We start from the raw sequence: 26,758 nt of genomic DNA on the forward strand, positions 1-26,758 counted from the left end.
GCTATGCTTACATTCTTGATAGTATACAGATCTGTCTACATCTATCGCTAACTGCTACGGGAGACCCGATATGGAAAACAAACCGCCGCTTCCCCCTTTTACGCCTGAAACCGCCGCCCAAAAGGTACGCATGGCTGAGGATGCGTGGAACACCCGCGATCCGGATCGTGTAGTGCTTGTCTACACGGAAGACTCCCATTGGCGCAATCGCGCCGAATTTCCGGTTGGGCATGAGGAAATTCACCAGTTCCTGTCGCGCAAATGGGCCAGGGAACTGGATTACCGGTTGATCAAAGAATTATGGGCTTGCACCGGCAACCGCATCGCCGTGCGTTTTGCCTACGAATGGCATGATGACTCCGGGCAGTGGTTCCGCAGCTACGGCAATGAAAACTGGGAATTCAACGAGCACGGCTTCATGATGCGCCGCTACGCCAGCATTAACGATCTGCCCATCAAGGAGTCCGAGCGCAAGTTCTTCTGGCCGCTGGGCAGACGTCCCGATGATCATCCGGGGCTGAGCGATCTGGGCCTGTAAAAACAGGCTGGCGGGGATATCATCACTGCGCCATCTCTAACGGATTTTTTACCGCTCGGGCCGAAGATGGCGCAATCATCTGAAACTGCCGCCCTCTGTCAGCGGCTTCTCAGCTTCTGTTCAATGCGGCCGCGGCATCCTGTTCGTTTCCGGCCAGATGCGCATCGCGGGGCGGCAATACATCAGCGACAGCCTCCAGGCGCTTCCAGGCCGGCACGGGCGTTTCACACTGGGCCTTGGGCACAAAAGCCGATTCCTCGATCAATTCCATTTTGTGGATATAACGCGGACAGTTCGGGAACATTTCCCGCACTTTGACCCGCAGCACCAGTTCGGCTTCCGGCCAGTGCTTGAGCAAGGGATCATCTTCCTGGATGAAAGCGTTGCCGTTCAGGCGAAGGCGGGCCTGTCTCTGAAAATCGACGAACAACAGACCGACATGCGGGTTAACCAATACGTTGCCGGCCGAAATATACATGCCGCTGTCGCAAAGTTTCTCAGGCTGGGCAGAAGGCCCAAGCCAGTCAATTTGATGAGCGGCAGCGCGCTCTGACCCTATCTAAAACGGGCCATCATTTGAAATTAACTGGAAACTTGGGCCGCTTTACCAAGCTATCACTTTAACTCGGGCGCTCTATCCCCTCTCCAGATTTTGCGCCCGTCCCTCTGAGCCTATTTCGACACTGGGTTTTTAAGTTGCAGGTTATTTTTTACGGATTTAACGCCTTCGACTCGCTGGGCAACCTCAGTCGCTGTAGTGATATCCTCTTCAGAGTCTACGGAGCCACTTAATTGCACTACACCGTCGCGTGTTTCCACGTCGATGCTGAAGACGCTGAGTTTGGGGGTATTGACTATGGCGGCTTTTACCTTGGTCGTAATCATGGCGTCATCCACATATTCACCGGTGGCTTGGCCGCCTCCGGCTGCCAGCTCCATCCTTTCGCCCGCTATCGCAGTCCCGTAACCGGCCATTGATGTGAGTATCAGAGCGTAAAGAAATGCTGAGCGATAGTTGATTGATTTCATAACGAATTCTCCAGATGAATAATTAAATGATAACGGCCGGCTCGTCTCGTTATTTAGGCTTGCTTGCCAGTCATAGCGGATAGCTCTAGCCACCTTTTTACTTCGGAATCAATAAAGGCAAGACGCCCATCCTAATCAATGAATATCACCTGCCGATTCCCTCCCCCTGCCGTCCCCCTTTAAACATCAGCGCATCGCCATGTTTGCCATTTGCTTGCAACTGTCGGAGCATTCACGGCAGGCAGATGCACAGGCTTTCATGTTCCCGATACTGGCGCAGGCCTCGCAGATTTCAACACAGACTTCACAGGTGCAAAGGTAGAAATGGAATTGCTTAGCATGAAGTTGGCTGACGCTGAGCAGTAGGCATGGTCGGGATTCTCCAACATTAGAAAGACAAACGTGGCCTGATGGGCACGCGGCTTGTTATAGAAAACCAGGCTTCGCCATGTACTTTAGGTCAAAACCTAACCAATAATTTAACCCGGCCAGTGATTGCGCATCGGTGCGATACCATACATAAAATATTTTTTGTGATAGACAAGGCGAATTTCTCGATAGACTTTCAGCCCGCCTTTTACGTACCATCACCTAGTGCAAGCTGTTGTAGCGGCGTCCATCAAGAATCATGCACATCATGAGTTGGTCGTTGCGGCGAAGACGGCATCAAGCCGTGGCCCGTGCCTGCCATTACCGACGACGGGAGAAAAATAATCGACAACTGTAGTACTAGGATCAATAACGTATTAGGTCATCGATCATGAGCAGGAAATTGAACCTCTCCCGAGACCTTCGAACCCGTTTTCAGTTTTCTAATAATGTCAGGTTGCACTGACATTTAGCATGAGTCTTAGAGAAATTGCGCCATTTTTAACAATGGCGAATCTGCTATTGGTGATAGGAATATAGAGCCGCATGAAGTCCTCCGCCTCAAAGTGACTCAATCAATGTGTGGAAGCGCACTGACTTCAACAAACCTTATAGTTAATCTTTAATTAAATCATGGCATTTTGCAGAATGCCTACCCATTCAAATCTCAGTAGGAGGGCTAATAAAGCCCCAACAACTGAAGAAGTGCTTTTAAATCACCTTAAAAAACTAAACCAGTCTCAGTAGAGGAATCGATCATGAAAGCTATAGAAAAAGTATCGAATACAGCTGGATTTTCTACAAAAAAGTTCTGGCTGCCGTTGGTCTTCGGAGCCAGCCTGATCTACATGGGCAATCCTCTGCAGGCAGGAGAACAGCAAGGGGCGAGCGGTGAGCCTACGCAGTCCAAAGGCAGCGAAGGAGAGCCTGGCAAATGGGGAAGAGCGTTTCGTATTGAAGGCCAAGGTAGCGGCAAGAAGGACCTGCCGAAAGTGAACATGGGTAACAGGCCTGGAGGTAGTCCGGAAGGCAACAAACCGGGCAGTAGCCAGGAAAGCACCGGTACAACTTCAGGCAGCGAGGGAAGCACCGACAAGCCGGATGTCAACATGGGCAATAGGCCCGGCGGTGATCCGACACGCAGAGAAGAATAGCCCGGATGCCCAATAACTGAGCACAAGCCCTGCTATTGGCAGTGAGCATGTCAATAAAGATACCAGTTTCTGAAGGACAGCAATTCTGATCGATCTATTCGATCACGCCCAATACCTATCAGGACGGTATTCTCTATGGTTCGTAAACTGCCGTGATCCGGTTAAACATCAGCTGCGCTTTCATAAACAGGACTTACGCAAGCCTGTGGGGCGGCTTTAGTCGCCTATTTTCGCCCCAGGAGGCGACTAAAGTCGCCCCCACAGATTTTAATCATGAAATCCTTCTGGTTAGCCAAGGGTGAACTCCTCAAGCCAAACACTAGACATTGATGTCTTTCGGCCTCTTCGACAGAGGCTTTTTTTTGCGCCCAAGCATACTTAATCGTGTGCATCAGCTCGATGCCTTGCAGAATGATGCTGGCCGAACGAAAGGATTTGAATCCGGGCATCGGTCGAATAATGCGTTTGATGGCCCGATGGTCTTGTTCGATGCGATTGTTCAGGTATTTGCTCTGACGTATCTCGACCGCGTGACCGGTCTCCTCCTGGAGTGCCTCGAGCCGCGGCGCATTGGCGCCGCTCTGGTCGACCGTGACCTTGTCCGGTAGACCGTGCTGATGGATGGCTTTCTTGAAAAACAATGACGGCTTTTTCAAATCGGTGGCCTTTGAAGTCGATCATGCAGATAGTTTAAGCGGTGTTGATCGAGCGCATAGCCTACCGGAATCAATGCTCCCTCTGCTAACGCGCCAAAACCGGCTCTTTTCCCGGCATCAATCCCATCACTATGAGCTAAGCGTACGTTAATCTAGCTGAGGTATTCTTAATGATGCCGACTGTATCCTTTTAATCAGCATTTCAGCCTTGTGCCTCATGACTGGCAAGACGATCGCGCCAATTTGGCCGACAAGCTGAAGCTACAGCAGTACGGCTTTGTCATTTTTAAAATCCCCGCAAAGAAGTTTGTTGTTTCCTTATGCAAAATCCTCATTCGAAAGTTAAACTGCTGCCCAGCAAGCCGCTGGCCTTTCTCTGGCACTATATCCGCATGCGGCCCTGGCATTTCGGCGGCCTGATGGTCATCATTTTCGGCGCTGCAAGCAGCGCGATCGCCGTACAGTACGGCATGAAGCTGCTGGTCGATGCCATGTCCGGCGACGGCCGAACCCATACCACTGTCTGGTTCGCCTTGGGGCTATTGATCAGCCTGATCGTCATCGAGAATACCCTTTTGCGCCTTAGCGGCTGGCTCGGCTCCCGTACGATACTGGCCAGCTGCGTAGACATGCGCATTGACTTGTTCAAATACCTGACCGGCCACTCGATGCGCTACTTCCAGCAGCTGCCGACCGGTTCGCTGGGCAACCGAATCACCGCGGTCTCCGGTGCGGTCGAATCGATCTATGGCGGGCTGATCTGGAGGATTATGCCGCCTGTCGTCGATTTCTTCGGCGCGATGGTGGTGCTATTGAGCGTGGATCAACGCATGGCGTTGACGTTGGTCGGCTTCGCGATCGCGGTTTCCGCGTTGATCACGGGTCTCGGCATCCGTGGCCGAACCAAGCACCAGCACTTTGCCACTCAGGTCTCAAAGGTCGGTGGTGAAGTGGTGGATGCCGTATCCAACGTCTGGACCATCAAAGCCTTTTCGGCGCGCAACCGTGAAAGCGAACGCCTGGCTCAGCTGTTTGGCGAAGAAGCGCGCGCCCATCGGCGCAGCTGGATGCATGTGGAGCTGACCCGGGTGATCCATGATATCTGCCTGTCGCTGATGGCCGGCGGGATGCTGGTGTGGGCCATCAATCTGTGGCTGGCTGGCGCCGTTACGACCGGCGATGTGGTCATGGTCAGCACGCTGACGTTTCGCATCCTGCATGGCTCGCGGGATCTGGCTTTGGCACTGGTGGACAGCACGCAGAAGATCGGCGCGATCGCCGATACCCTGCGTATCATTAGCCCGCCTCATGATCTGGACGATCCCGAGCCTCAGCTGGTCCTGACCCAAGGCAGCATCGACTTTGAGAATATCCGCTTCGTCTATCAGGGCCGTCGCGAGGTGTTTAAAGACTTCAACCTGCATATCCCGGCCGGACAAAAGATTGGCATCGTCGGCTCATCCGGTGCCGGCAAGTCCACCCTGATCAGCCTGGTCCAGCGTCTTGACGATGTGCAGGGCGGGCGTGTTCTGATCGATGGACAGGATATCCGCAGCGTCAGCCAGGACAGTCTGCGCGAGCAAATCGCCGTGGTGCCGCAGGAGACTGCGCTGTTTAACCGCAGCATCCTCGAGAACATCCGCTATGGCCGTCCCGATGCGAGCGATGAAGAAGTCTATGAAGCGGCGCGGCACGCCTTCTGTGATGAGTTCATCCGCGAGCTGCCGCACGGCTACCAGACCGTGGTCGGCGAGCGCGGTGTGATGCTCTCCGGAGGCCAGCGCCAGCGCTTGGGGATCGCACGGGCGTTCCTGAAGGATGCGCCGATCCTGATTCTCGACGAGGCCACTTCGGCGCTTGATACCCATTCCGAGGCGGAGATCCAGGCCGCCCTGAGCGAGCTGATGCACGGCCGCACGGTACTGGCCGTGGCGCACCGTCTGTCGACGCTGTCCGGTTTCGACCGCATCATCGTGCTGCATCAAGGGCACATCGTCGAAAGCGGGTCTCCTCATGAGCTGCGCCAGAGCGGCGGCGTGTTCAACACGCTTTGGCGCCTGCAGACGGAAGGCTTCGATGCCGAGCCAAGCGCGCGCCCGAAACGGAAAAAGCAGGCATCCGACAATGTCTGCTCGCCGGATTACGACACCGAGTAGCATGGTGAGAGAGTCCGCGTTTACAGTCTGATAATGATGGGTGGCGGAATCGCCGCCGCCTCGCCATTAGTTGGCAACGGGAATGTCCTGCGTGCGGCTTAAGCCTGTTTCACCCTGGCCGTTTCAGCCCATGACAGTCCGCTGCCAATCACTGGCAAACCGCTGTAGCATTGATCGGTATGGATTTGCATTTCATGAATATGCGCTCGGATTAAATGCACCCAAAATTCTCGGCTTCAGAGCCTTTGTAATCGATAAAGCCAGACCTGCACCTCTTACTTGGTAGCCACTGCGTAAATGACGTTCGTGGCTATAGTCTTCACCTGATGTTCATCCAGATGTGCCAGATTTTTTTCGTGCACATAAGTTAAAGCTTCCACATCGAGTTGCGCCAGCGTGCCTCGATAGCCGCTGCCCATGGCAATCAGCCACCAGTCCTCGGGCGTATTCAACGGATGCGCGCCGGTTTCTGCCACAATGTTATCAGTACATACGCCGGCCTCGGCGAGCATTTCGCGCAGTCCGGACGGCTCTGAAATACGCTCCCAGGGATTGAAGCTTCGCTGCAGGTCCGGGCGCACATCGGCAATGGCGTCCCAAAAGGCGCTGTTGGCCGGCTCGAACAGGTCGGGCCCCCAGGTCGTGATGGCCAGACGGCCGCCGGGCTTCACCATGCGCCATAACTCTTTGACCGCCGCCGCCATATCCGGCACGAAGAAGATGCCGAACACGCACACGACCGCATCGAAACTGGCATCCGGATAGCCCAGATCCAGCATATCGGCAACCCTGAACTCGATGTTTTCCAGGCCTCTGGCCTGCGCCTTAGCCTCAGCCAGAGCAATCAAACGCTCAGCAAGATCAGACGCCACCACCTGGCCGCCGGGTCCAACCAGCTCGGCCGCAGGCAGGGCGGAGCCGCCGCTGCCGGAACAGACATCCAGCACCCGCTCTCCCGGCCGCAAGCCGATGCGTTCAATCGTCTGCCGGCCAAAGCCGTGCCAGAAGGAACTGACCGGGTGGTCGAAATAGTCGGCTGCCGCATTGTAGGTCATGGCCGCTTTGGCTTTGGCGACTTCAAGTTCATTCATGGCTGTCTCGCTGTTAAATAGTCGATGGTGTAATTATTGAGGTAGCGCTTAGGGATAAGTTTACCCTATCCCGGGCCTGCGGTTTCCCCGCCGTCTGCCTGTACGTTCATTACCGGACAGGCATAAAGTACTTTTTCCTGAAGTAAAGGGCCACGTTGACCAGCCCGATCAGCACCGGCACCTCCACCAGCGGCCCTATCACCGCCGCGAAGGCTTCGCCCGACTGCAGCCCGAACACCGCCACCGCCACGGCGATCGCCAGTTCGAAGTTATTGCTGGCCGCTGTGAACGATAACGTAGCGCTGATGCGATAACCGGCGCCGGCCTTGGCGGACATATAAAACGTGACCAGAAACATGATGATGAAATAGATCACCAGCGGAACGGCGATGCGCAGCACATCCAGCGGCAACTGCACGATGTATTCGCCTTTCAGGGAAAACATGACCAGAATCGTGAACAGCAAGGCGATCAGGGTAATCGGGCTGATTTTCGGGATAAACTTTTCCTCATACCACGCCCGGCCTTTTTGCCGGACCAGCAGAAACCGGGTCAACATGCCGCCGAAGAAAGGAATGCCCAAATAAATGAGCACGCTTTCGGCCACCTCCAGCATGGTGATTTTCACTTCCAGCCCGGACGCGATGCCCAGCCAGTCAGGCAGCAGGGTCACGAAAAGATAGGCATAGACGGAAAAGAACAGCATCTGGAAAATGGAGTTGAAGGCCACCAGCCCGGCGCAATATTCGGTATCGCCATCCGCCAGATCGTTCCAGACCAGCACCATGGCAATGCAGCGGGCCAAGCCGATAATGATCAGTCCCACCATATAGCTGGGATAGTCCCGCAGGAAAATGATCGCCAGCACGAACATCAGAAAGGGGCCGATCACCCAGTTCTGGATCAGCGAAAGCGACAGCACCTTCAGGTCTTTGAAGACCAAGGGCAGTTCCTCATAACGGACCTTGGCCAGCGGCGGATACATCATCAGGATGAGGCCGATGGCGATCGGCATGGAGGTTGTTCCGACCTGAAAGCGGGTCAACCAGGTCGTGACCTCAGGGACGAAATTGCCTACGGCCACGCCGGCCACCATGGCCATGAAAATCCACAGCGTCAGAAACCGGGCCATGAATCCCAAGCGCTTGGGAGCCGCATGAGGTGGGCTGCCAGGGCGATTACCGGATCGCCTTGAGCTAGGGATCTCTTGCATGTTCATGAAAGTACTCCTTCGTTTATATGAGCAGAGCGTTAGCCGTTTGACAGGCTGCCGGGTTCTAGTTGCCGCCGGCCAATGCCAGCAGGCGGCTGACGCCCACAGGCTCTTGTTGAAGCAATGGAACCACGGCATAACGCCGGACGTAGTGTTTGGTCACGGCATCGATTTCCCGCCACTCGTTGGCCGCCCGCTGGCGCAGCAGGGGCGAGGTGACCGTCGCCGCGGCCAGGCTGTTATTGATCACCCAGGCCCACGGCTCGATGCCGGCCCGGCGCAGGTCCTCTTGCAGATTGGCCGCTTCCAGTATCGGCGTGGTTTCCGCCAGCGTGACGATCAGTACCTTGGTCAGTTTCTGGTCCTGCAAGCGCATCAACGGCGTGGTGTAGTGCATTCCCGAGGCTCCCATCTGCCGGTTGATCTCACGGTGATAGGCGCCGGTCGCATCCAGCAGCAGCAGGGTATGACCGGTCGGGGCCGTATCCATGACCACGAATTGCTTGCCCGCCTCGCGGATGATGCGCGAAAAAGCCTGGAACACGGCGATCTCCTCGGTGCACGGGGAGCGCAGGTCTTCCTCGAGCATGGCAAGGCCTTGCGCATCGAGCTTGGCGCCCTTGGTCTGCAGGATATGCCGGCGATAGCGTTCGGTTTCCTCGTGCGGATCGATCCGGCTGACCGTCAGGTTATCCAACGTATCGTTCAGCGTTTCGCTCAAATGGGCGGCCGGGTCCGAGGTGGTCAGGTGCACCGGCAAGCCGCGGCGAGCCAGTTCCACAGCGACCGCAGCAGCCAGCGTGGTTTTGCCGACGCCGCCTTTGCCCATCAGCATCACGAGGCCATGGCCGTCTTGCGCCATGGCCTCGACCAGTTCGGCAAGGCGAGGCTTTTCCAGTTCGGCGGAGATACCCACCTGGGCTTCTTCTAGCTCGGGTGCATCCTCCAGCAGCTGACGCAGGAGTTCTATGCCGACCAGGTTGAATGGTTTGAGCATGACTTCATCGCGCGGCAGGGCTCTCAAGGCGTCCGGCATCGCAGCCAGCGCGGCACTCTCTCTTTCATGAATGGCGGCCGCTAACGAATCTTTATCGGCTTCGGCAGGCGACAGGATGCCGTTGATCACCAAGTATTGCTGCGATAGGCCAATCGCCGCCAGTTCTTCATGCGTGCGGGCCACTTCGCGCAGGGTCGCCTGTTGGGCACGGGCCACCAGTATCAACCGGGTACGAGCCGCATCGGCCAGTGCTTCCACGGCCGCCTTGTATTGCGCCCGCTGCTTTTCAAGGCCGGCCAGAGGCCCTAGGCAGGAGGCATCGCCTTTGCCGGCCTCCAGAAAGCCGCTCCAGGCGCCGGGCAGTTGCAGCAGGCGAATAGTATGGCCAGTGGGCGCCGTATCGAAAATGATGTGATCATAGCCGGCTGTCAGGTCCGACTCGATCAGCAAGGCAGTGAATTCATCAAAGGCCGCAATCTCGGTCGTGCAGGCGCCGGACAGTTGCTCCTCGATGCCTTTCACCACCCCATCCGGCAAAATGCCGCGTACCGGGCCGACAATGCGGTTCCTGTAGGTTTGGGCGGCGGCTTGCGGGTCGATCTCCAGGGCGGCCAGATTGGGCACTGCGGCAATCGCGGTGATCTGATTGCCGATATTGACGCCGAACACCTGGCCGACATTGGAAGCCGGGTCAGTGCTGACCAGCAGCACACGCCGGCCGCCATCCGCCAGCTGTATCGCCGTGGCACAGGCAATCGAAGTCTTGCCGACACCGCCCGTGCCGGTGAAAAACAGGAAGCGCGGCGGTTGGTCGAGAAATTTCAGCGCAGCCATGACGATACCTTCAAGTTATTTTTTAACAGCAGCTACTGCCGCCGCAGCAGCCGCCCGCCGGCTTGATTTCAATGACCGGTTTGCTGATTCCGGCCCAGCGCGCCAACTCGGCACGGTTAGGGTAACGGCCGGCCAACGCCACTTCGCCATCGACCAGAATCAACGGCAAAGCCTCGGCGCCGGAGCGCTCCAGGAAGCTTTTCACGACCGCATTTTCGGCAAAAGCCATCGGTTGCTGGGCGAGATTGAAGCGCTCGATTTGGGCGCCCTGTTGTTTGGCCCAATCGACATCGGCGGCAAAGCTGACCAATTGCTGGTCGACATCAACGCCACAGACGCCGGTGCTGCAGCACAGCGCCGGGTCAAACACTTGGATAGTTTTCATGCGGAATCTCCACTTAATAATCAATAACAGTTATGGCCAAGCCTTTTACTAAATCGCGGCCTGATTAACCCGCCGGGACAGTGCTTCGGCGCTCTCCTTGCGCTCGCTGTAACGGTCCACCAGATAAGGCGCCACATCCCGGGTCAGCAGCGTGAACTTGAACAGTTCCTCCATCACGTCCACTACCCGGTCATAATAAGCCGACGGCTTCATGCGGTCGTTGTCGTCAAATTCCAGATAGGCTTTGGCGACCGACGACTGATTGGGGATGGTCAGCATGCGCATCCAGCGGCCCAGGACGCGCATCTGGTTGACGGCATTGAAGGACTGCGAGCCGCCGCACACTTGCATCAGGGCTAAGGTCTTGCCCTGGGTGGGACGAATAGCGCCTATAGACAGCGGAATCCAGTCGATCTGCGTCTTCATGATGCCGGTCATGGCGCCATGGCGTTCCGGCGAGCACCAGACCATGCCTTCGGCCCATTGGGTCAGTTCCCGCAGTTCAACCACCTTCGGATGCGTTTCGGGCGCATCATCAGGCAGCGGCAGGCCGCTGGGGTTGAAGATCTTCACCTCGCCGCCCATGGCCCGAAGCAGTCGGGCGGCTTCCTCGACCAGCAGACGGCTGAAAGAGCGTTCGCGCAGAGAGCCGTACAACAGCAGGAAACGCGGGGCGTGCGCGGAAGGAGCCGCAGGCCGGAGCTGGCTCAGATCCGGAGTATGGAACAGTTCACGCTCGATATTCGGTAAATCATTCAATAAGTCAGACACGTTGGCCCTCTTAAAGCTCAAGGTAACAGGTTGCCGATACGATCCAGCTCTGCCTTCAGGCGTGCCGGGTCGTTTTCCAGCTCTGCCAATGGCAAAGCCAGCAAGGTTTCAATGCGATGGCGCAGGATGCGATAGGCGGTCATAAAAGCTGCATCGACTTCCTCGTCGCTGCCGGTCGCATGGGCCGGGTCTTCGACACCCCAATGCGTGCGCAGTACCGGTCCCAGATAAGCCGGGCAGGTTTCGCCTGCCGCGCCCGCGCATACGGTGATGACAATATCCGGCGTCTGCGGCAGATTGTCCCACGACTTGCTGTGCAGGCCTTCGGTCGAAATACCTTCGCGGTTCAACAGCGCCAGTGAGCGCGAATGCACCTGCCCGGTGGGCAGGCTGCCGGCGCTCATGGCCCGCCAGCCTGCCGGGGCCAAATGGTTGAAGGCGGCTTCGCCGAGAATGGAACGGCAGGAATTGCCGGTGCAAAGAAACAACACATTCATGGAGTGGATTCCGTCTGGGTTAATGAAACCGATGAGCTTGAATCGCAGCAGCCGGATGCCGGCGCTTGATCGAAGCACTGTTCGGGATGCCCGGCGCAGCACTCCTCGGTCAGATAGGCGATCAGCTCCCGCATCAGCGCTAGGTTGGCCCGGTAACGCTGGAAGCGGCCTTCCTGGGTCACATGCAGCAATTGAGCATGGGTCATGGCTTTTAAATGAAAGGACAGGTTCGTGGGCGGCAGATTCAGTGCCGTGGCGATTTCACCCGCCACCAAACCATTGGGGCCGTGTTTTACCAGTAACCGGTACACATCCAGGCGCACGCCGGATGAAAGGGATTCGAAAATTGAAGTGGCAGTAGTTTTATCCATAGATGAATACTACAACAATTATTGAAATATTGAAATACTTTACATGATCACTGTTCCGTATCGGCATAATCAAACTGAACTGCCCTAATGCAACACTTTAAATGCCTCATTAGGGCTGTTTTGGACTCTTTGGAGGCTATTGTCCCAGAGCTAAACTCTATCGAGGCCAATCAGGGCTCATGGCTAATTTATGATTACAGCCGCAGTAATATTAAAAAAGCTCATAGGTCGATTCGCGCATAAAACCAGACAATAAACCAGGAGCCTAGTGAGCCAGGGTAGCTTGATCCGTTTGATCTTCTTGTTGACTCGCATCCAGAAAATTCACAACCGGCCGCGAAAAATTTGAGAAATTTTGGTTGCCATCACCCATATGGGTGATGACTGACCTTTTCTAAGAAATTCATAATGAATTTCCTTGGTTGATCAAGGAACAAAACATAGGGGCTGTATTCTTCCTTATTTTATCAACAATCTTTTGCATCAATATGGAAGTGAATTTTATGAAACTTTTATCGACTATATTAGTTTTGGCTGCCTTATCATTGGATTTAACAAGCGCAGCTTTTGCATCCACCCAAACCTTGGACTTCTTCAACCCTGGTCCTGGCACAACCTACTGGACTCCAGACGAAGCCAGCAAAGAAAGCAGCCCGTATTACAGATGGCAAGGGGAAGACTGGAGCTGGCAGTTCAGACCGGTTGCCGACGCCATCAGCAGCGCCTCGGTATCTGTCAGCGCCTTTGATGCCGATACAGATGCTGGAGAAATAGACAATATTTACGGTTGGAGTAACGACAGCTCGTCGTGGGAATTGCTGGGCAACTTGGCCGGCGCAGGCGACATATGGTCTTTCACCACATTCGATCTGGCTTCCTCCTGGTTTGATGAAATCAATGCCGGTTTACAATTAAAGATAGCGATAGACGCTTTGGGCGACAACTGGGCCGTTTCACTCGCTAAATCATCCCTGATTATCAACGGCGGCACCCTGCCTCCTCTCAATCCGAGCGCAGTACCTGCACCGGCCGCAGTATGGTTGTTTGGTTCTGCATTGGCAGGGTTAGGATTCTTTAGCAAACGTCGTAAAACTTTGGTGCTTAATAGTTGGCTGTCATAAATAGAATAAAGGCCGGGTATACCGGCCTTTTTTGTGAACTCTGTCGCGTTGATTGCCATCAAGCGCAGCTTGCCTGTTCCTGCCTGGCTTTAGGCGGCCATGAGAGTAAGCTAGCGAATCATCGACGCCTTTCCACGGATTTGCCTCTCGCCATAAGATCTGTTACGCCAGGAAGGACCTGTTTTGGCGCAATTCAAGGCTTCATCGAGCGTATCAAAGACGCCCCAGCATCTGAGGCTTCCGCCCATCAGGCAATGCACTGACATCACATGGTCTGTACGAAGAATGAAAGATTCTGTCGGAGTAGATCCTCGCAGCAAAAGCGGATTAATTAAATGCCCGTCAATAAAATCTTCCGCCAGATACTCAGTGCCATCATCAAGTTTAAACTTAGCCATAATCATAGTTCCCCCTAATCAATTTTTACATTGTCATCAGAGGGTAGCATTCGCTGGCTTAAGCTTGCTTTAAATCGTCGTCCTACCTGTTCAGTGCTCTACGGCATAAAGGTTAATCACTGATGTTACGCACGAATCGCTCTCTGTGCTGTTTTAGTTTTACCGCGATGCCATGTAGGGTCGAATGAATTCGACTCTACACGTCAGTTAATTACCGCAATCGTCCGCTTGAATTGTTCTTTCGCGCGATGCACTGCTTTTCACTTTACGACACACTCGTTTTCGTTGATCTTCTTCCAGGCCTGGCGGGTCTGCATGCCGCCGGAAAGCACTTTTACCTGCAGGCCGTTCTGCTGCAAAAGACGATACGCATAATAAGCCCGCTGCCCGACACCGCAAATCAGCCAGATTTCCCGCGTCCTGGGCAGTTCGTTCACCCGGTCGCGCAAGGACTCGAGGGGAATGTTTTGGGAATTCGGAATGTGATCTTTGCTGTACTCCGCCTCGCTACGGACATCCACCAGCAGGGCCACAGTGGATGCCAGCTCATCCCAGTTCGCCAGTTGCAGATCGCCGCGCAGATGATTGGCGGCCACCATGCCGGCCATGTTAACCGGATCTTTGGCGGCGCCGAACTGGGGCGCGTAGCAAAGTTCCAGGTCTTCCAGATCGAATACCGACGCCTCCTGCATCATGGCCGTGGCAATAACATCGATGACTCTCGCCACGTCGAGCTCGCCCACGGCTTGCGCGCCGAGAATCCTGCCGTCCGCTTTGGAGAACAGCAATTTGATGTGGATCGGCCTGGCGCCCGGAAAATAACTGGCATGGTGGCCCGGATGCAGGTAGACCTTTTGGAAATCCACGCCGGCGCGTTTGAGCTGCTTTTCGTTGACGCCGGTGCAGGCAACGGTAAGGCCGAAAGCTTCACAGACAGCCGTTCCGAGCACACCCTCAAAAGCCAGGGGCGGCCGCGTTTCAGCATCGCTGCACGAAAAATGGTGGAGAATGGCGGTGGCCGCCACTCGTCCCTGCCGGTTGGCCGGTCCTGCCAGCGGAACGAGCTGCCACTGCCGGGTGATCCTGTTTTTCACTTCGACCACGTCGCCCACCGCCCAGATGGCGGCATCGCTGGTGCGCTGGTAGGGATCGACGCGAATGCCGCCGAGCTCGCCCAGTTCCAGCCGGGCATCGCGGGCCAACGCGGACTCGGGCCGCACGCCGATCCCCAGAATGACCAGGTCGGCAGTTAGCGTCGCGCCTTTTGAAGTACGCACGCTCAAGCCGCGCTCAGGGAGCGGTTCGAAGGCTTCGACAGCTTCGCCCAATCTCAGATGCACGCCATTGGCTTTCAGGCGTTCGGCGGCATAGCCGGCCATTTCAGGGTCCAGCGGCGGCATGACCTGGTTGGCCAATTCCAGCAGGGTGACGTCAAGTCCAAGCCTGACCAGATTCTCAGCCATTTCCAGGCCGATAAAACCGCCGCCCACGATCAGCGCGCGCGAGGCATCGGCGACCGCGGCCTTGATCTTCCGGCTGTCAGGGATGTTGCGCAGCACGTAAATCCCCGGCAGGTCGATGCCCGGCAGAGGCGGACGCACCGGCTGGGCACCGGTTGCCAGCACCAGGGCGTCATAAGGTTCTTTTCGCATGGCGCCGGTTTTGAGATCGCGCACTTCGATCAATCGGGCTTGCCGGTCGATGCGCGTGACCTCCGTTTCGGTATGGATTTCGATGTTAAAGCGGTGCTTGAACATTTCCGGGCTGGCCACCAGCAGTTTGGCTTCCGATTCGATAACATCGCCCACGAAATAAGGCAGGCCGCAATTGGCAAAGGATACATGCGGGCCTCGTTCGAACACGACGATCTCACAGGTCTCGCAGAGCCTGCGCATACGCGCCGCGCAAGTGGCTCCGCCGGCCACGCCGCCGACGATAAGGATACGTTTGTTTGCTGCATTCATGAGCTTAAATCTCCCGGCTCGGTTGTAGGTTAAAGTCGCTTTCTGAAATTGATCTGCCATTCCGACAGCATCATAGATGACCATGCGCTATAGTGTTATGGATTTGAAACGTTTCCTCGGCAATCAGTGAAGTACAGATTGTTTGGTATCCTCTCAAGCTGGTATGGCCTTTGAGTCTTTGTTCTCCACGCAACGATGACGCCCTGAATCAACCGCTTCATTGGAACAGCAAACCCGACATCGGTTATTGGATCGCCTCAAGTTTCCTTCGGGACGGTATCGAGTCGGCAGCGCCATGCCGCGTGATGCATAGTGCTGCCGCGCGGGTAGCCCATTGCAGGGCGGCCGCTGGATTGTTGGTTTCGATGAGCTCAGCCAAAAAGAAGCCAATAAACGTATCGCCGGCTCCTGTTGTATCTACGGCATGGACTTTTTTCGCCGACTGATAGAATCGGGCTTGCGGACTGAAATAGGCGGCACCCTTGTCGCCTAAAGTGAGTACAACCGCCGTTTGGGGAAACCGCCGGTTGAGAGTCTCGCCGATGCTATCCGGCTCGCTTTCTCCGGTGAGGGCCTGCGCCTCAATCTCGTTCACTATGAGAATGTCCACCAGTTCAAGCGGATAATTGAGCACTTGGGCATTCATGGGAGCGGGGTTAAATGCGATCGTCAGCCCTTTGGCTTTTGCGGACTGGATTATCTGCGGCACGGCATTTACCTCGTTTTGCACGAGAAGATAATCATCCGGCCCGAAATCAGCAACGATGCCCTGCACTTCTGCTTCGCTTATGAGCTGATTGGCGCCGCCGACGATTATGATAGAGTTTTCACCCTCCGCATTCACCTGAATGATGGCGTGCCCGCTGGGACCGTCGATTGTCTGTACAAATCCCGTGTCCACGCCCTTGTCTTCCATCAACGTTTTCAGCGAGGCGTCTGCGGCGCCTACTTTACCGGCGTGATACACGCACGCCCCAGCCTGGGCAAGCGCAATGGACTGGTTCAAGCCCTTGCCTCCGGCAAATCGACGGTATTTCCGGCAACCGATGGTTTCACCGGGACGCACGAAATGCTCGACAGTATAAACATGATCAACATTGATCGACCCAAAGTTCAGCACTCTTTTCATCGTTGCAAACATAAAAAGTAATAATCACTCTCTTGTGCTTTTACAGCATTCATAAAAACTTGACAACAAGGGGTTTAATATCTTTTGAAGACAAATAGAATGAACAAATTTATAGCTATAACCTGTTATTTTTCTTGCAATACTGAATAAATACGGAAATGGAGCTGTTGCAGGATGCTGGGAAGATGCGATTTGAAGCGGCGTATGATAGACGCAAGAGCACCAACCACAACTTGCAAATTCTTAGTTTTTAAAAAGATCGACCGCTCAAGCAAAAGTCAGTTCTTAAGCTGAAAGCACTCGAGGCGAACCGTGCAAAGAGAAACTGATAAATAAGCCAAACCCTGTTTCACCTTAATGACTGATGTTGCGCACAAATCGTTTCAGACACTCGGGGACGAATGCCAACGGCAAGCGCTTCAGGAGCATTCGGATCGGCCGTGTCGGTGCGAATTCATTCGCACTGAACTGTCGCTTTATAACGTTTCGGGTCGAATTAATTCGACCCTATAGCTGCGCAACATCAGTTATATTTTCAGTTTTTCGACCACAATGCCTCCAGAATGCCTTACTTTGCGCTCAGTGTAATGACACCGTCCCATGGCTGTGGCGGATCTTCCTGGTAAATTAAAGCCAGATTCAAATAAAAGTTTGTCGGGCCATCTTGTCCATGACTGTCCAGCAATGCTTGAAAGCTGACTACGGCATCTTGCCACAAGCCTTGCCGGAATGCGCTTAATCCTGAAGCGAATTGCTCATATTTGGCGTAATCAGCCACATCGGTCTCCGTCGCCTTCCCCACAATCTCCACAAGCTCTATGGGTTCATGTCGTCCAACCAGACGAAAACCGCCTACCGGCCTGTAGATTACATTGCCTAGGCCGGCAACACTGGCCGCGGAAGCTAAAATATGAGTTCCCAGAAATTTATTTACGCCCTGAATGCGTGAAGCAATATTCACCGTATCGCCAATTGCGCGGAAATGACTGCCTTCCCCGGCATCCAGCCTGCCAAGCGTCATGTCGCCTTCGTGCAAACCGATACGCGTGGGAAGCTGGCAGGTACTGGATGTCGCATTGAATTGTTCAACCGCCAGCTTCATTTCCAGCGCCGCCAGACAGGCTGCCAGCCGCAGGTCGGCGGCAGGCAAATCAATCCATACCGCTATCATTGAATCGCCGGCCACATCCTGAATGATCCCGTCATGCGAACTCACCGTACGGCCCAGCACCTGGTAATACGTATTCAATAATTTCCACATTTCATGAGCGGTATGATTCGCCGCAACAGTCGTATAGCCTTCAATATCCGTGGCAAGGCATACCCCGCCGACATCCCGTCGAGAGGTTGATTCCGCCGCGCCTTGTTCCGGACGCCATTGCCCCGGCGATTCCGCGACGAACGGCAGCCATTTTGGAAACACGCGGCTGACAAAAGCCAGAATCCGCTTTCTTTCATTCAACAGATCGCGGCGCGCCCATAGCGATGAAATAAACCAGGCCAAAGGCAATTGGATCAATAACGGCACAGCCACCGGCAGCCACACGCCGCTTCGGCTGAAGCACCAAACAGCCAGACCCGCATAAGCGCCGGCCGCTAGTAAACTTGCCGCTATGCCGAAAAGCCCGGCGAGCCTGATCAGCAGCAAACCGACAACCAGCCCGAACGTCATCAGCAGTAATCCCGGTGGCATCGGTGATGCAATACTGCGGTCTTCGAGTAAATTGGCGAATTGCGTAGCCATAATCTCTACACCGGCCATTTTGCCGCTTTGCGTGTCGCTGAAAGGGGTTTGAAAGTAGTCGATGTGGCCCGGTGAAAACTTGCGGTTAGCCTTCCCTACAAATACCACTTTGCCTGACAAGTCGGTGACTTTGCCTTCATAGACATCGCTGTACGACTCCATGCGCAAGGTCTGAGCCGGGCCGTAGAAATCAAGGTATCGCCTGTCTTCCAGGCAAATCACCTCATCAATGAGATGCGCCAGAGCGGATTTTCCCGGCAGGCTCATCGGGGATTCGTTTGCGGCGGACAGGCATTGTCTGCGCCGTTCCGTCAGCCAGACAGAAAAAGGATACTCAGGATGGATCATGCCCTGCAACGCGCCTGTACGCTGAAGGTAATACATCCATGTCAGTACCGGTAAGGTCGGGGTTTCCGCAAGCCCATCAAGAAATGTCCAGCCTTCCCGAATGATAGGCTCCTCCGCGTCATTAGCCAGATAAAACGGCGCATGATCCAATGCAGACTTGGCCAGCAGCGGCGTAGAGCCGATTACACGCATGGCGACCAGTCGTTCGGAAAGCGGCTGCCGCTGCGCCCCATCCTTCTGTACGAAGGGCTTCTTGTTACTTTCCGAACACTCCTCACGCCCGTAAAAGTCCTCGTCCCCGCGCCGCAATTCCTGCACGCATTCCGTCACCAGCACATTGCCTGCCGCCTGCATGGCCGCGGCAAAGTCCGGATCATGATCAGGATGGGGGACGATAAACTGAAGGTCAAAAACGATCAACGCCGCCCCTTGGCACTGCAATTCCTGTATTAACCGGGAATGAAAGCCGCGCCAGCGAGTTAAATCCTGGCCTACGCCTAAAACGGCTTCGGAAGTTTCATCCATCGCCACGACGACAACTTCATCAGGCGGCGTGCGCTGGCCCCGGATTCGGAATAAAGAATCCAGACCCAGTGATGCTTCCAGGCCGGTCAGATAATCAATGCCGCTCCCTGACAATAATGTTATTAAGGCAATAGTGATTGCCCGCAGGAAATGGCGCATTGTGCCTGGACCTTTTTGTTTGATTCACGATGATTGAGGGTTTAAATCAATTGGCTGGCCAATAAAGCATCTAACCGGCTTTTTCCAGGTTAAACGCAAATATGACTTCAGCCAGAACCGATAGTTAGAAATGCCGGATTTTCAACTGCATGGAGGCAAGCCCGGTATGGCAGTAAGCCCGACTCTTGGCGCCGATTTACAGCAGGAGCCATCGGGTATGTTGACGTTATATATTTTATAAATTCCCATAATGGCATTATCTAATTTCACCGGAGCGTTTGGATTCGCTACGTCGCATGAACTATTTACTGCGCCTTTCCAGGTCTTTGCCGTATTAACGTTTGCGCAAAAACAGGCAAATCCAAGCTGGTTTGCTTCAGATGTGCCGAGAATTTGATAGATATAATCCGATCCTATTGCAAATTTGCGATATTTCACGTCATAACCTGAGATACTGCCTACACTAACCCACCCGTCATATAGCAATGCCATTGGCTCATCCTTCGGCTCAATCAAAGGTAATTTATCTTTCGGAATAACTGGATGAAGCGGGACGTCAGGACGCACTCTATGTCTGTCAGCAATCTCGCGGCCAGGAACATCCTTGTCAGTGAAAGCCGCATTTACTCTATGTCTGCCTGCGGTCTCCTGGCCAGAAACATCCTTGTCAATAACAGCCGCGCCTGTAAGAAAACTGACACCTATAAGACCTAAAAGCATTTTTTTATTTCTCTGAAAAAGATTAGTGTTTCCAGTATTTTTAAACATCTTCCTCCCCCCTTGTTATTGACTAAAAATTAAGAACTATACGGCCGAAAACCGCCCTTTGCGGGATAAACTCGCTGGCATTAAAAAATATATTGCTGCTGTCTACCCGGCTCATATCATCAAAACGGTATTTTTTATTTAACAGATTTTTCCCTTCGAGGCTCACAATACCCAGCCGCTTCGGTAATCGGTAGCCGATCGCTGCATCAAGAAGAAAAAAACTGCTCGACTCTTTATTATCGCCCCCTTCTTCATATACACATGTTGGGTCCTGGCTTTCACATGAGCCTGTTTCCTGGCTTATATAAGTTCCCGTGAGCTTACTAAAAAACCCGGAAGGATCGAAATATCTGAACTCTAAGGGCACGCTATGAGTAAAAAGCTTATCAAGAGGGATCGACTCGTGAGGGTATTTATTGTATGTATATCTATACCGTGTGGAGATAGAAAATCGGTCCAGTGCAGCCCAGTTTAAATAGACTGCAGCTGAATCCTGCTTTGTGAATAAAGCGCCTGGCAATGGATCAAAAACATCTCTCTGGGAAAGCTCAAGGCCCGCAAATACTGTTGGCTGTATAACAAAATCCAGTGCACCACCATAAAATGAAAAAGAATACCCTGCAAAATCGTCAAAAAACTGATTAAATCCTGCTATCTGAGTGGGTTCAATGGATTGCACCGCGGCTAAAGGCCTTTTTTTTCCACTGAAATAGGCCAGTCTGAGCTTGGCTTTATCGTTCATGTCCCACATTAAGCCGACCTTCGGATATATCCGCAGCTTATCTTTCTGGTCTTTTGCATGGGAATAATCATTTGATAATCCAAGCGTTCCAGTTACCCGATAGGGTAATTTCAAGTTAAGATAGGCATACTGATTGCTTCCATTACGACCGTCTCTAAATCCATCATTCCTCGATACATCTATCCCGAATTTAATCTGTTCTTTTTCTGTTATCGAATAAAAACTGAACCCGGTTATGACATTATAGAACTCACTGTGACGCAGATACTGCCCTTCAATAAGGTCGCTGTTACTGTCAGTGTCCGCCGTTAGCAGTCCCGCCAACTCAGGCGAAGCCCCAAACGGATCTTTATGAGTTGAGGAATCTGCATGCACGTACGAGACCAACAGATGGTCATCAGTAAAAAACCTGATGTTAAGCCCCGCCCGATAAATATTTTCTCTCAATCTAGCCCGTTCCAGATATGAGTTTCCTTTCGTAATAAGATCCTGCCGAAAATCTCCCTGTTCGGTATCCCTGTACACATATTCAAACTGGGCATTCAAGCGATCATTAACCGCTGCCTGGAAAAAAGCATCATAAATATCATGTCGCTGATCGGTATTATGCCGTTCTTCTTCCATTGAAATAGAGTCAGAGGCTCTGGTAAACCCATCCGTCCGATAATGGTACTGCCCCAGGCTATAAGAAAACTTATCGAGAAGCCCGCTCAAAGTAACTTCATCGCTATAAGTCCCCATGTTGCCCACCACGCCGGAAGCAATCAGCTGAGGGCGATTGCGTTCGAAATTGCGGGTAAAGTCCTGGAACGATGAGTTGGCCATGTCCGAAGCGCTCAGCAGGCCTCTTTGCGATACCGATAAATGCGGCTGCACCGGGTTGATATTGATCGGCTGCAGCAGTTTGGCCTGCAGCAGTTCGCTAAGCTGCGCGGTTTCCCGGCTGGATTGATTGACATAGGTATCCGACAGGAAACGATGGGCGGAATAATTGGTGGGATCGGTTTGCAGCGAAGTAATGGCTTCAACCACGCCCCGCTGTTCAAAACCCAGGTCATCGTAAACACGCGCCAGGCTGGCCCCGCGTGCGGCCCGGTCGGAATCCAGCAACTCCCTGGAGCGATACACCGCGCGATTGTCATTCAAGGCCATCGCCTGCTGCAGATCCTGCAAGGCTTCAACCGGCCGGTTCTCGGTCTGTTTTTTCATCGCGTCGTAAAAATACGGCGTGGGATCGTTGGGATCGCGCTCCTTCGCCAAGCTGAATTGATCTTCGGCCAGCGCATTGCGTTTTTCTTCGAAGTAGCCCTTGCCCAGATAACTGCGCAGCAATGAATTGTTGGGATCGAGCATGGCGGCGATTTCCAGATCCTGGCGCCCTTCTTTCAAATCGCTCTTGCGAATTTTCGCCAGGCCCAGGCCCAATCGCGCCAAAGGCGAGGTGGAATCCAGCTGGACGGCTTTAGTAAAAGTTTGTAATGCTTTATCCGTATCCATGCGCCGCAAATAGGCAAATCCGGCTACGGTTTGTGTTCTTTCCAGGCCGGCATCCAGATCTAACGCTTTTTCTGCGCTTTTCTCGCTTTCGGCAAGCAAGCCCAAGGCGAGCTCCAGCTCTGATTTCCGCGCCCAAACCATCGCATCGTGCGGCGCGAGTTTCATCGCCTGTCCGGCGGCTTTCAAGGCTTTCTCCAGTTCAAAGCGGCCTTGCTCGGCATAGGATAAAGCTGCGTAAGCCGTTGCCGAGTTGGGGTCGGAGACAACGGCCCGGCTTGCCAGGCTATGAGCTTCATCTTTGCGATTTTGCGTCAGCGCCAGTACGGATTGCAGTGCCAATGCTTCGGCATCGTTAGGATTATCGGCCAGCAAGGCCTGGATATCCTGCAAGGCCAGTTCAACCCGTCCGACGGCGAGTCTTATGGCGCCGCGTATTTTGTAAAAATAAGGCGTCCGCTGCTCAGGCGATAAGGCATCCAGCCGGGACAAAGCCGCATCAACCCGCCTTTGACGAAAATCCCCTATCGCTGTGCGAATGCCGGCGTCAACTGCCATTTTGTCATCGGGATAAGGCAGCAAAGGCGGGTAATAGAGCGCCCACGCCACGGCATCCTGAGGCTTGATGTCAATCTTAGCTTGCGGCGCCTGTCCCCGGTAGACCTGAGCGCCCTGCCCCGGGTTGATGCGAATGCTGCCCTGCTCATTGAAAAATCTTACCTTGCCTTCGTAAACCCATAGCGAGGCCTTGGTGTCATCGGCGCTCAGGGCGAATTCGGTGCCTTCGGGTCCGGCGTTGGCGATCGGCGTATTGACTTGCAAACGCCTTGGCGTGCGGCTGATAAAATTGACGAAGCCTTTCAGCAGGTCCAGCAAGGTAGGCTTGTCGGGATTAATGCCGTTCAGGCTAAGCACAGTGCCTTCGTCAAGGCGCAAGACGATGCTGTCTGGCAGCATTAATGAGGCTCGACTGAAAGGCGCTACCCGCACCCGGCTGCCTTCGCAGATTGCTTCATTGAGCTGTGCTCGTTGCCAGTGTCCCTTGTTGTCAGGATCGAAAAATACATTGCCTTGCAAGGAGACCAGTTTTGCGGAGGGCTTGCCAATACAGTTATTATCGGAAACAGTTTCTTCCGACCAACTTACAGGCGCAAATAAAAACAGTGATAGAGCAAGTAGGTAATGCATTTTTTATTTTTTCCAGAGAGGAAATTTCTATGCTTTTCTAAATAATATTTGAGTAATAATATCTAAGTATTTATACTTAAATAATCATACTAATATTTATTTGCGTGAAATCAAGAAATTTAATTTTGCAAGCTGAATAAAAGCCGGACGGTCACCCGGCTGCTCACTATATAGATATCGGCATGCAAGATATCGCATTAAGTTTTTCAAAACGCTGGCCCTGCATCTGGCATTTATATGATGATTTTTAGAGGATATGAAATATAGGCGGCTTGGCTTTGGAAAGGGTCAACTAAATAAATTAAGCGCCTTTCTCTGTAAAACTCTCGCCAAAATCAAACAAAGATTATCACCTGATTTTGAACCCCAAATAATCAGCTTTACCGCCTCTTTTTGTTCTGAATTTCCTGTAATGCAGTTACTTATGCTTCAGGCGGCAGAAAAAAAACGTTAGGGCAATTATTCCAAGCCGCCGGTGTCACTTATGCCCTGCCGCATCCAAGAAACCGGAGCGTTAGCTTATTTATAATTTATTCAACAGCGCGCCGTTGCTATAATGCCTCTCCAATTGGTTTCACTGTATAAATAACAAAAATTCACTATGCAACAAGAAATCCTCCCGGCGCTAAAAAAAATCGATTTTCTTGCCAATCTGTCCGATGAAAGACTCGAGTCATTGGCAGCAAAGGCAAAATCGATCAAATTTCCCAAAAAGGCAGTCATTATCACGGAAAAGGATGAAACCGGCTCGCTTTATATTATTCTTTCCGGCAAAGTGCGCGTTTTTAGCAGTGATGAAAAAGGCAAGGAAGTTACCTTGCTTATACAGGAGGCTGGTACTTATTTTGGTGAATTGGCATTGCTCAGCGATCAAACCCGATCGGCTTCCGTGGCAACCCTGGAAAAAACCGCATGCTGCGTTATTTCCAAAGAGGATTTTATCCATTGGCTTACCCTGCATCCGGATGTGGCGATTAATATGTTAGGTACCTTATCGGAGAAAATCAGATACCTGACCGAAAAAGTCAAACAATTGGCCTTGTCGAATGTTTATGAAAGAACCGTTAAACTGCTCTATGAAATGGCTCAAAAAGAAGGCGATGTTTATGTTATCCATAACAAGCCCAGCCAGCAGGAATTAGCCAATATGGTGGGTTCATCCAGAGAAATGATCAATAAAATCATGCATGACTTAACTAAAGGCTCCTATATTGCAATTGAAGACAAAATGCTCAAAATTCAACGCACACTACCGGCATCCTGGTAATGATTCCACATAAGTCATAAGATTTTAGTCGGGGTTTATCGGATTCGCCATCGAGCAGCAAAAATCACACAATTAGCTCATCTGCGGCAATCTAACCGTTCTGCTCCACTTCGCCTTGTACGCGCGTTGAATTCTCCCGGGTCAGGCGCGCTCAGAAATCATTGCATCAGCCACTCAAGGTATACGCTAACAAGTGAAGCATGAGCATAAAACAAAGAAGATTTTGTCTTTTTTCGGGAAAAATCTGACTATCAAGGAAAATAAAATCTGATATCTCAACGTTGCTGCGGCCAGTTCATGAATATTTCCAGGCTGAATACATTCACAGTTTCTTTCCTGTAACCACATCAATGCATCAATTTCAAAACAGAATACCTGTGCAATATTTCACTGTGCACATGTGAATTTGTTCGTTGGTACGCATCCTGACTGCACTTACCATAGCAAGCATTACTCCGGTTCCGGATACTCCAAACGACGGTTTATACGATCATCGCGAGACACGGGCTGCAAGGTCAGATGCGTTCGTTTGATCTCAGTTTTCCGTGCGTCATTATCGAAACCGACATACCAGTATTCGCAAATCACGTTGGCATTCTCCGTGATCCATTCCTTTCCTTGGGATGTTTCATCGATGACATATTCGCCGGGCTTGACAAAACGTCCCCGTAAACGGCGGGCATTATAGGTGTAGTTTTCCGCCGCCGGTTCCGATGCCAACCAGATGACCAATGCTATTTGATCGGGTGACACTCCATGAAAGATCCCCTTTACCAATTCAATATATTGGATGCGCGGACATTCATCCGGAAGGTCTTTTTGATTCTGGCATACTCGGCTCGTCACACGGTATAGACCCGGACGCAAGCTTTCGGCGTTGACGCTGGGGGGTGCTAAGAAGCTTATGGTAAACACTAAAGCCGAAATGAACACGCGAGGTCTTACGAGGGCGGTAAAATTGATAGTGTCCATAGGTCACCAAGGATAGTTTATGAGCAAACGGGTCGGCCGATCTACCCATGCATATACGAGATGCGCATTACCCCGATTAACATGGATACAGCCGTGAGTCGGACCTCCATTGCCTGCGTACGTAGCCGGTGTGGGCCATTCGTGAATGTACACTCCTTGTTGTCCTCAAATAAGAATCGAGTAAGGCATGATGCATTGGCCCAAGGCATTGTTATTAGGCGGGCAGCTGTATTGTCTGCTATAGTGAGGGGACTCTTTGGTGCCAGAGATTGACGGGGCGACGGTTATGTCGGTCGGATATCTGAGTCCCTTCTGGCCTAGGCAACGAAAGGTGTTGAATCCAACACATTCAAGCGAGCCTTCGCCCAGTCGTTGAATTGAATCTTTATGAGTTTTTTAGCCATAGTTTTTTCGATTAATGGGTGAATTTAAACAAACGACACCAAAGTTCCATAGGATTTTGAGCTGTAAAAAATGGAATTATAGGAGCAAATATCGCATTAACCTAGCCTCTATTGCCCATTTCCGCATGAATTCTCACGAACCTAATATCAGATAACAGCTCTCCCGATCTGGTTGGGGTGCAGCCCCATTTAAATCCAAATCTTAAAACCAATACTTCGAACATTTTTAATGGAGTAGAGCCATGAGCTAAGGATGTCGTCATAAATAACTTCCCGAAATCAGCAGGCTTGAGGGAGGGCTCGATAATTCCAGCGCGGGAGATGTTTATCGAAAACAATCCGCATATTGGCAATGAAATCTATGGCACACTTTTCCCTGTTTTATAAACGCCCGCCAAAATAGCTACAGTTACTTTCAATCCGACGGTGGTTTTCGCCCCCCAGCTTTTTTTTCGGCCCCGATCCGATACCAGG

General features: G+C 52.7%; 23 protein-coding genes. 5 read left to right on the forward strand and 18 right to left on the reverse strand.

Annotated elements, in window-relative coordinates:
- Positions 1-70: 70 nt before the first annotated feature.
- A complete protein-coding gene (locus IT781_RS05435) occupies positions 71-538 on the forward strand; it encodes a nuclear transport factor 2 family protein (RefSeq protein WP_194969127.1) in 468 nt (155 codons plus the stop codon).
- A 109-nt stretch (positions 539-647) separates the two neighbouring features.
- Here IT781_RS05435 and IT781_RS05440 read toward each other — a convergent pair whose 3' ends face one another.
- Both IT781_RS05440 and IT781_RS05445 read right to left on the reverse strand, forming a co-directional pair.
- Positions 648-1,016 (reverse strand): pyridoxamine 5'-phosphate oxidase family protein, encoded by a 369-nt coding sequence (locus tag IT781_RS05440; protein ID WP_228778945.1) that lies wholly within the window; start codon positions 1,014-1,016, stop codon positions 648-650.
- A gap of 194 nt (positions 1,017-1,210) precedes the next feature.
- Positions 1,211-1,567: a BON domain-containing protein gene (locus IT781_RS05445; RefSeq protein ID WP_194969128.1), complete on the reverse strand. Its 357-nt coding sequence runs from the start codon at positions 1,565-1,567 to the stop codon at positions 1,211-1,213.
- A gap of 1,127 nt (positions 1,568-2,694) precedes the next feature.
- Here IT781_RS05445 and IT781_RS05450 point away from each other — a divergent pair.
- Complete coding sequence (locus IT781_RS05450; RefSeq protein ID WP_194969129.1) at positions 2,695-3,090, forward strand: hypothetical protein; 396 nt, start codon at positions 2,695-2,697, stop codon at positions 3,088-3,090.
- Positions 3,091-3,314: 224 nt separating this feature from the next.
- Here the strand turns inward: IT781_RS05450 and IT781_RS22810 are convergent, their stop codons facing one another.
- Positions 3,315-3,746, reverse strand: a complete 432-nt coding sequence (locus tag IT781_RS22810) for a DDE-type integrase/transposase/recombinase (RefSeq protein ID WP_370526938.1) — start codon at positions 3,744-3,746, stop codon at positions 3,315-3,317.
- A 320-nt stretch (positions 3,747-4,066) separates the two neighbouring features.
- On the opposite strand from IT781_RS22810, the gene IT781_RS05460 reads away from it, so the two are divergent.
- Complete coding sequence (locus IT781_RS05460; RefSeq protein WP_194969130.1) at positions 4,067-5,902, forward strand: ABC transporter ATP-binding protein; 1,836 nt, start codon at positions 4,067-4,069, stop codon at positions 5,900-5,902.
- 275 nt (positions 5,903-6,177) lie between these two features.
- Here IT781_RS05460 and IT781_RS05465 read toward each other — a convergent pair whose 3' ends face one another.
- From IT781_RS05465 to IT781_RS05495, 7 genes are all read right to left on the reverse strand, one after another.
- Positions 6,178-6,993 carry a class I SAM-dependent methyltransferase gene (locus tag IT781_RS05465; protein WP_194969131.1) on the reverse strand — a complete coding sequence of 272 codons (816 nt, stop codon included), beginning with the start codon at positions 6,991-6,993 and terminating at the stop codon, positions 6,178-6,180.
- 109 nt (positions 6,994-7,102) lie between these two features.
- A complete protein-coding gene (gene arsB / locus IT781_RS05470) occupies positions 7,103-8,125 on the reverse strand; it encodes an ACR3 family arsenite efflux transporter (protein ID WP_228778952.1) in 1,023 nt (340 codons plus the stop codon).
- A gap of 145 nt (positions 8,126-8,270) precedes the next feature.
- Positions 8,271-10,028, reverse strand: a complete 1,758-nt coding sequence (gene arsA / locus IT781_RS05475) for an arsenical pump-driving ATPase (RefSeq protein WP_194969178.1) — start codon at positions 10,026-10,028, stop codon at positions 8,271-8,273.
- A 31-nt stretch (positions 10,029-10,059) separates the two neighbouring features.
- Positions 10,060-10,422, reverse strand: coding sequence for an arsenite efflux transporter metallochaperone ArsD (gene arsD, locus IT781_RS05480; protein ID WP_194969132.1), 363 nt, complete (start codon positions 10,420-10,422; stop codon positions 10,060-10,062).
- 48 nt (positions 10,423-10,470) lie between these two features.
- On the reverse strand, positions 10,471-11,193 hold the full coding sequence (gene arsH / locus IT781_RS05485; RefSeq protein WP_194969133.1) for an arsenical resistance protein ArsH: 723 nt from the start codon (positions 11,191-11,193) through the stop codon (positions 10,471-10,473).
- 17 nt (positions 11,194-11,210) lie between these two features.
- Entirely contained in the window at positions 11,211-11,690 is a 480-nt protein-coding gene (locus IT781_RS05490; RefSeq protein ID WP_194969134.1) for an arsenate reductase ArsC, read from the reverse strand.
- On the reverse strand, positions 11,687-12,061 hold the full coding sequence (locus tag IT781_RS05495; RefSeq protein WP_194969135.1) for a helix-turn-helix transcriptional regulator: 375 nt from the start codon (positions 12,059-12,061) through the stop codon (positions 11,687-11,689). Before IT781_RS05495 ends, IT781_RS05490 begins: the two co-directional genes overlap by 4 nt.
- Positions 12,062-12,483: 422 nt before the next feature.
- On the opposite strand from IT781_RS05495, the gene IT781_RS05500 reads away from it, so the two are divergent.
- Positions 12,484-13,182 (forward strand): VPLPA-CTERM sorting domain-containing protein, encoded by a 699-nt coding sequence (locus IT781_RS05500; protein WP_194969136.1) that lies wholly within the window; start codon positions 12,484-12,486, stop codon positions 13,180-13,182.
- Positions 13,183-13,292: 110 nt separating this feature from the next.
- Here IT781_RS05500 and IT781_RS05505 read toward each other — a convergent pair whose 3' ends face one another.
- The 6 genes from IT781_RS05505 to IT781_RS05530 all read right to left on the reverse strand — a co-directional run bounded on the left by IT781_RS05505 (position 13,293) and on the right by IT781_RS05530 (position 23,641).
- Positions 13,293-13,580, reverse strand: coding sequence for a hypothetical protein (locus IT781_RS05505; protein ID WP_228778946.1), 288 nt, complete (start codon positions 13,578-13,580; stop codon positions 13,293-13,295).
- A gap of 260 nt (positions 13,581-13,840) precedes the next feature.
- Positions 13,841-15,544 carry an FAD-dependent oxidoreductase gene (locus tag IT781_RS05510; RefSeq protein ID WP_194969138.1) on the reverse strand — a complete coding sequence of 568 codons (1,704 nt, stop codon included), beginning with the start codon at positions 15,542-15,544 and terminating at the stop codon, positions 13,841-13,843.
- A gap of 244 nt (positions 15,545-15,788) precedes the next feature.
- Entirely contained in the window at positions 15,789-16,673 is an 885-nt protein-coding gene (locus IT781_RS05515; protein ID WP_194969139.1) for a ribokinase, read from the reverse strand.
- A gap of 568 nt (positions 16,674-17,241) precedes the next feature.
- Complete coding sequence (locus IT781_RS05520; RefSeq protein ID WP_194969140.1) at positions 17,242-19,449, reverse strand: CHASE2 domain-containing protein; 2,208 nt, start codon at positions 19,447-19,449, stop codon at positions 17,242-17,244.
- Positions 19,450-19,590: 141 nt separating this feature from the next.
- Positions 19,591-20,217, reverse strand: a complete 627-nt coding sequence (locus IT781_RS05525; protein ID WP_194969141.1) for a hypothetical protein — start codon at positions 20,215-20,217, stop codon at positions 19,591-19,593.
- A 22-nt stretch (positions 20,218-20,239) separates the two neighbouring features.
- Positions 20,240-23,641, reverse strand: a complete 3,402-nt coding sequence (locus IT781_RS05530) for a FecR domain-containing protein (RefSeq protein ID WP_194969142.1) — start codon at positions 23,639-23,641, stop codon at positions 20,240-20,242.
- 601 nt (positions 23,642-24,242) lie between these two features.
- Here IT781_RS05530 and IT781_RS05535 point away from each other — a divergent pair.
- On the forward strand, positions 24,243-24,908 hold the full coding sequence (locus IT781_RS05535) for a Crp/Fnr family transcriptional regulator (RefSeq protein ID WP_194969143.1): 666 nt from the start codon (positions 24,243-24,245) through the stop codon (positions 24,906-24,908).
- Positions 24,909-25,358: 450 nt separating this feature from the next.
- Here IT781_RS05535 and IT781_RS05540 read toward each other — a convergent pair whose 3' ends face one another.
- Positions 25,359-25,661 carry a hypothetical protein gene (locus IT781_RS05540; RefSeq protein WP_194969144.1) on the reverse strand — a complete coding sequence of 101 codons (303 nt, stop codon included), beginning with the start codon at positions 25,659-25,661 and terminating at the stop codon, positions 25,359-25,361.
- A 222-nt stretch (positions 25,662-25,883) separates the two neighbouring features.
- Positions 25,884-26,033 carry a L,D-transpeptidase family protein gene (locus IT781_RS22815; protein WP_194969145.1) on the reverse strand — a complete coding sequence of 50 codons (150 nt, stop codon included), beginning with the start codon at positions 26,031-26,033 and terminating at the stop codon, positions 25,884-25,886.
- Between the last annotated feature and the right edge of the window lie 725 nt (positions 26,034-26,758).

Source organism: Methylobacter sp. BlB1, assembly GCF_015476545.1.
GTDB lineage: Bacteria > Pseudomonadota > Gammaproteobacteria > Methylococcales > Methylomonadaceae > Methylobacter.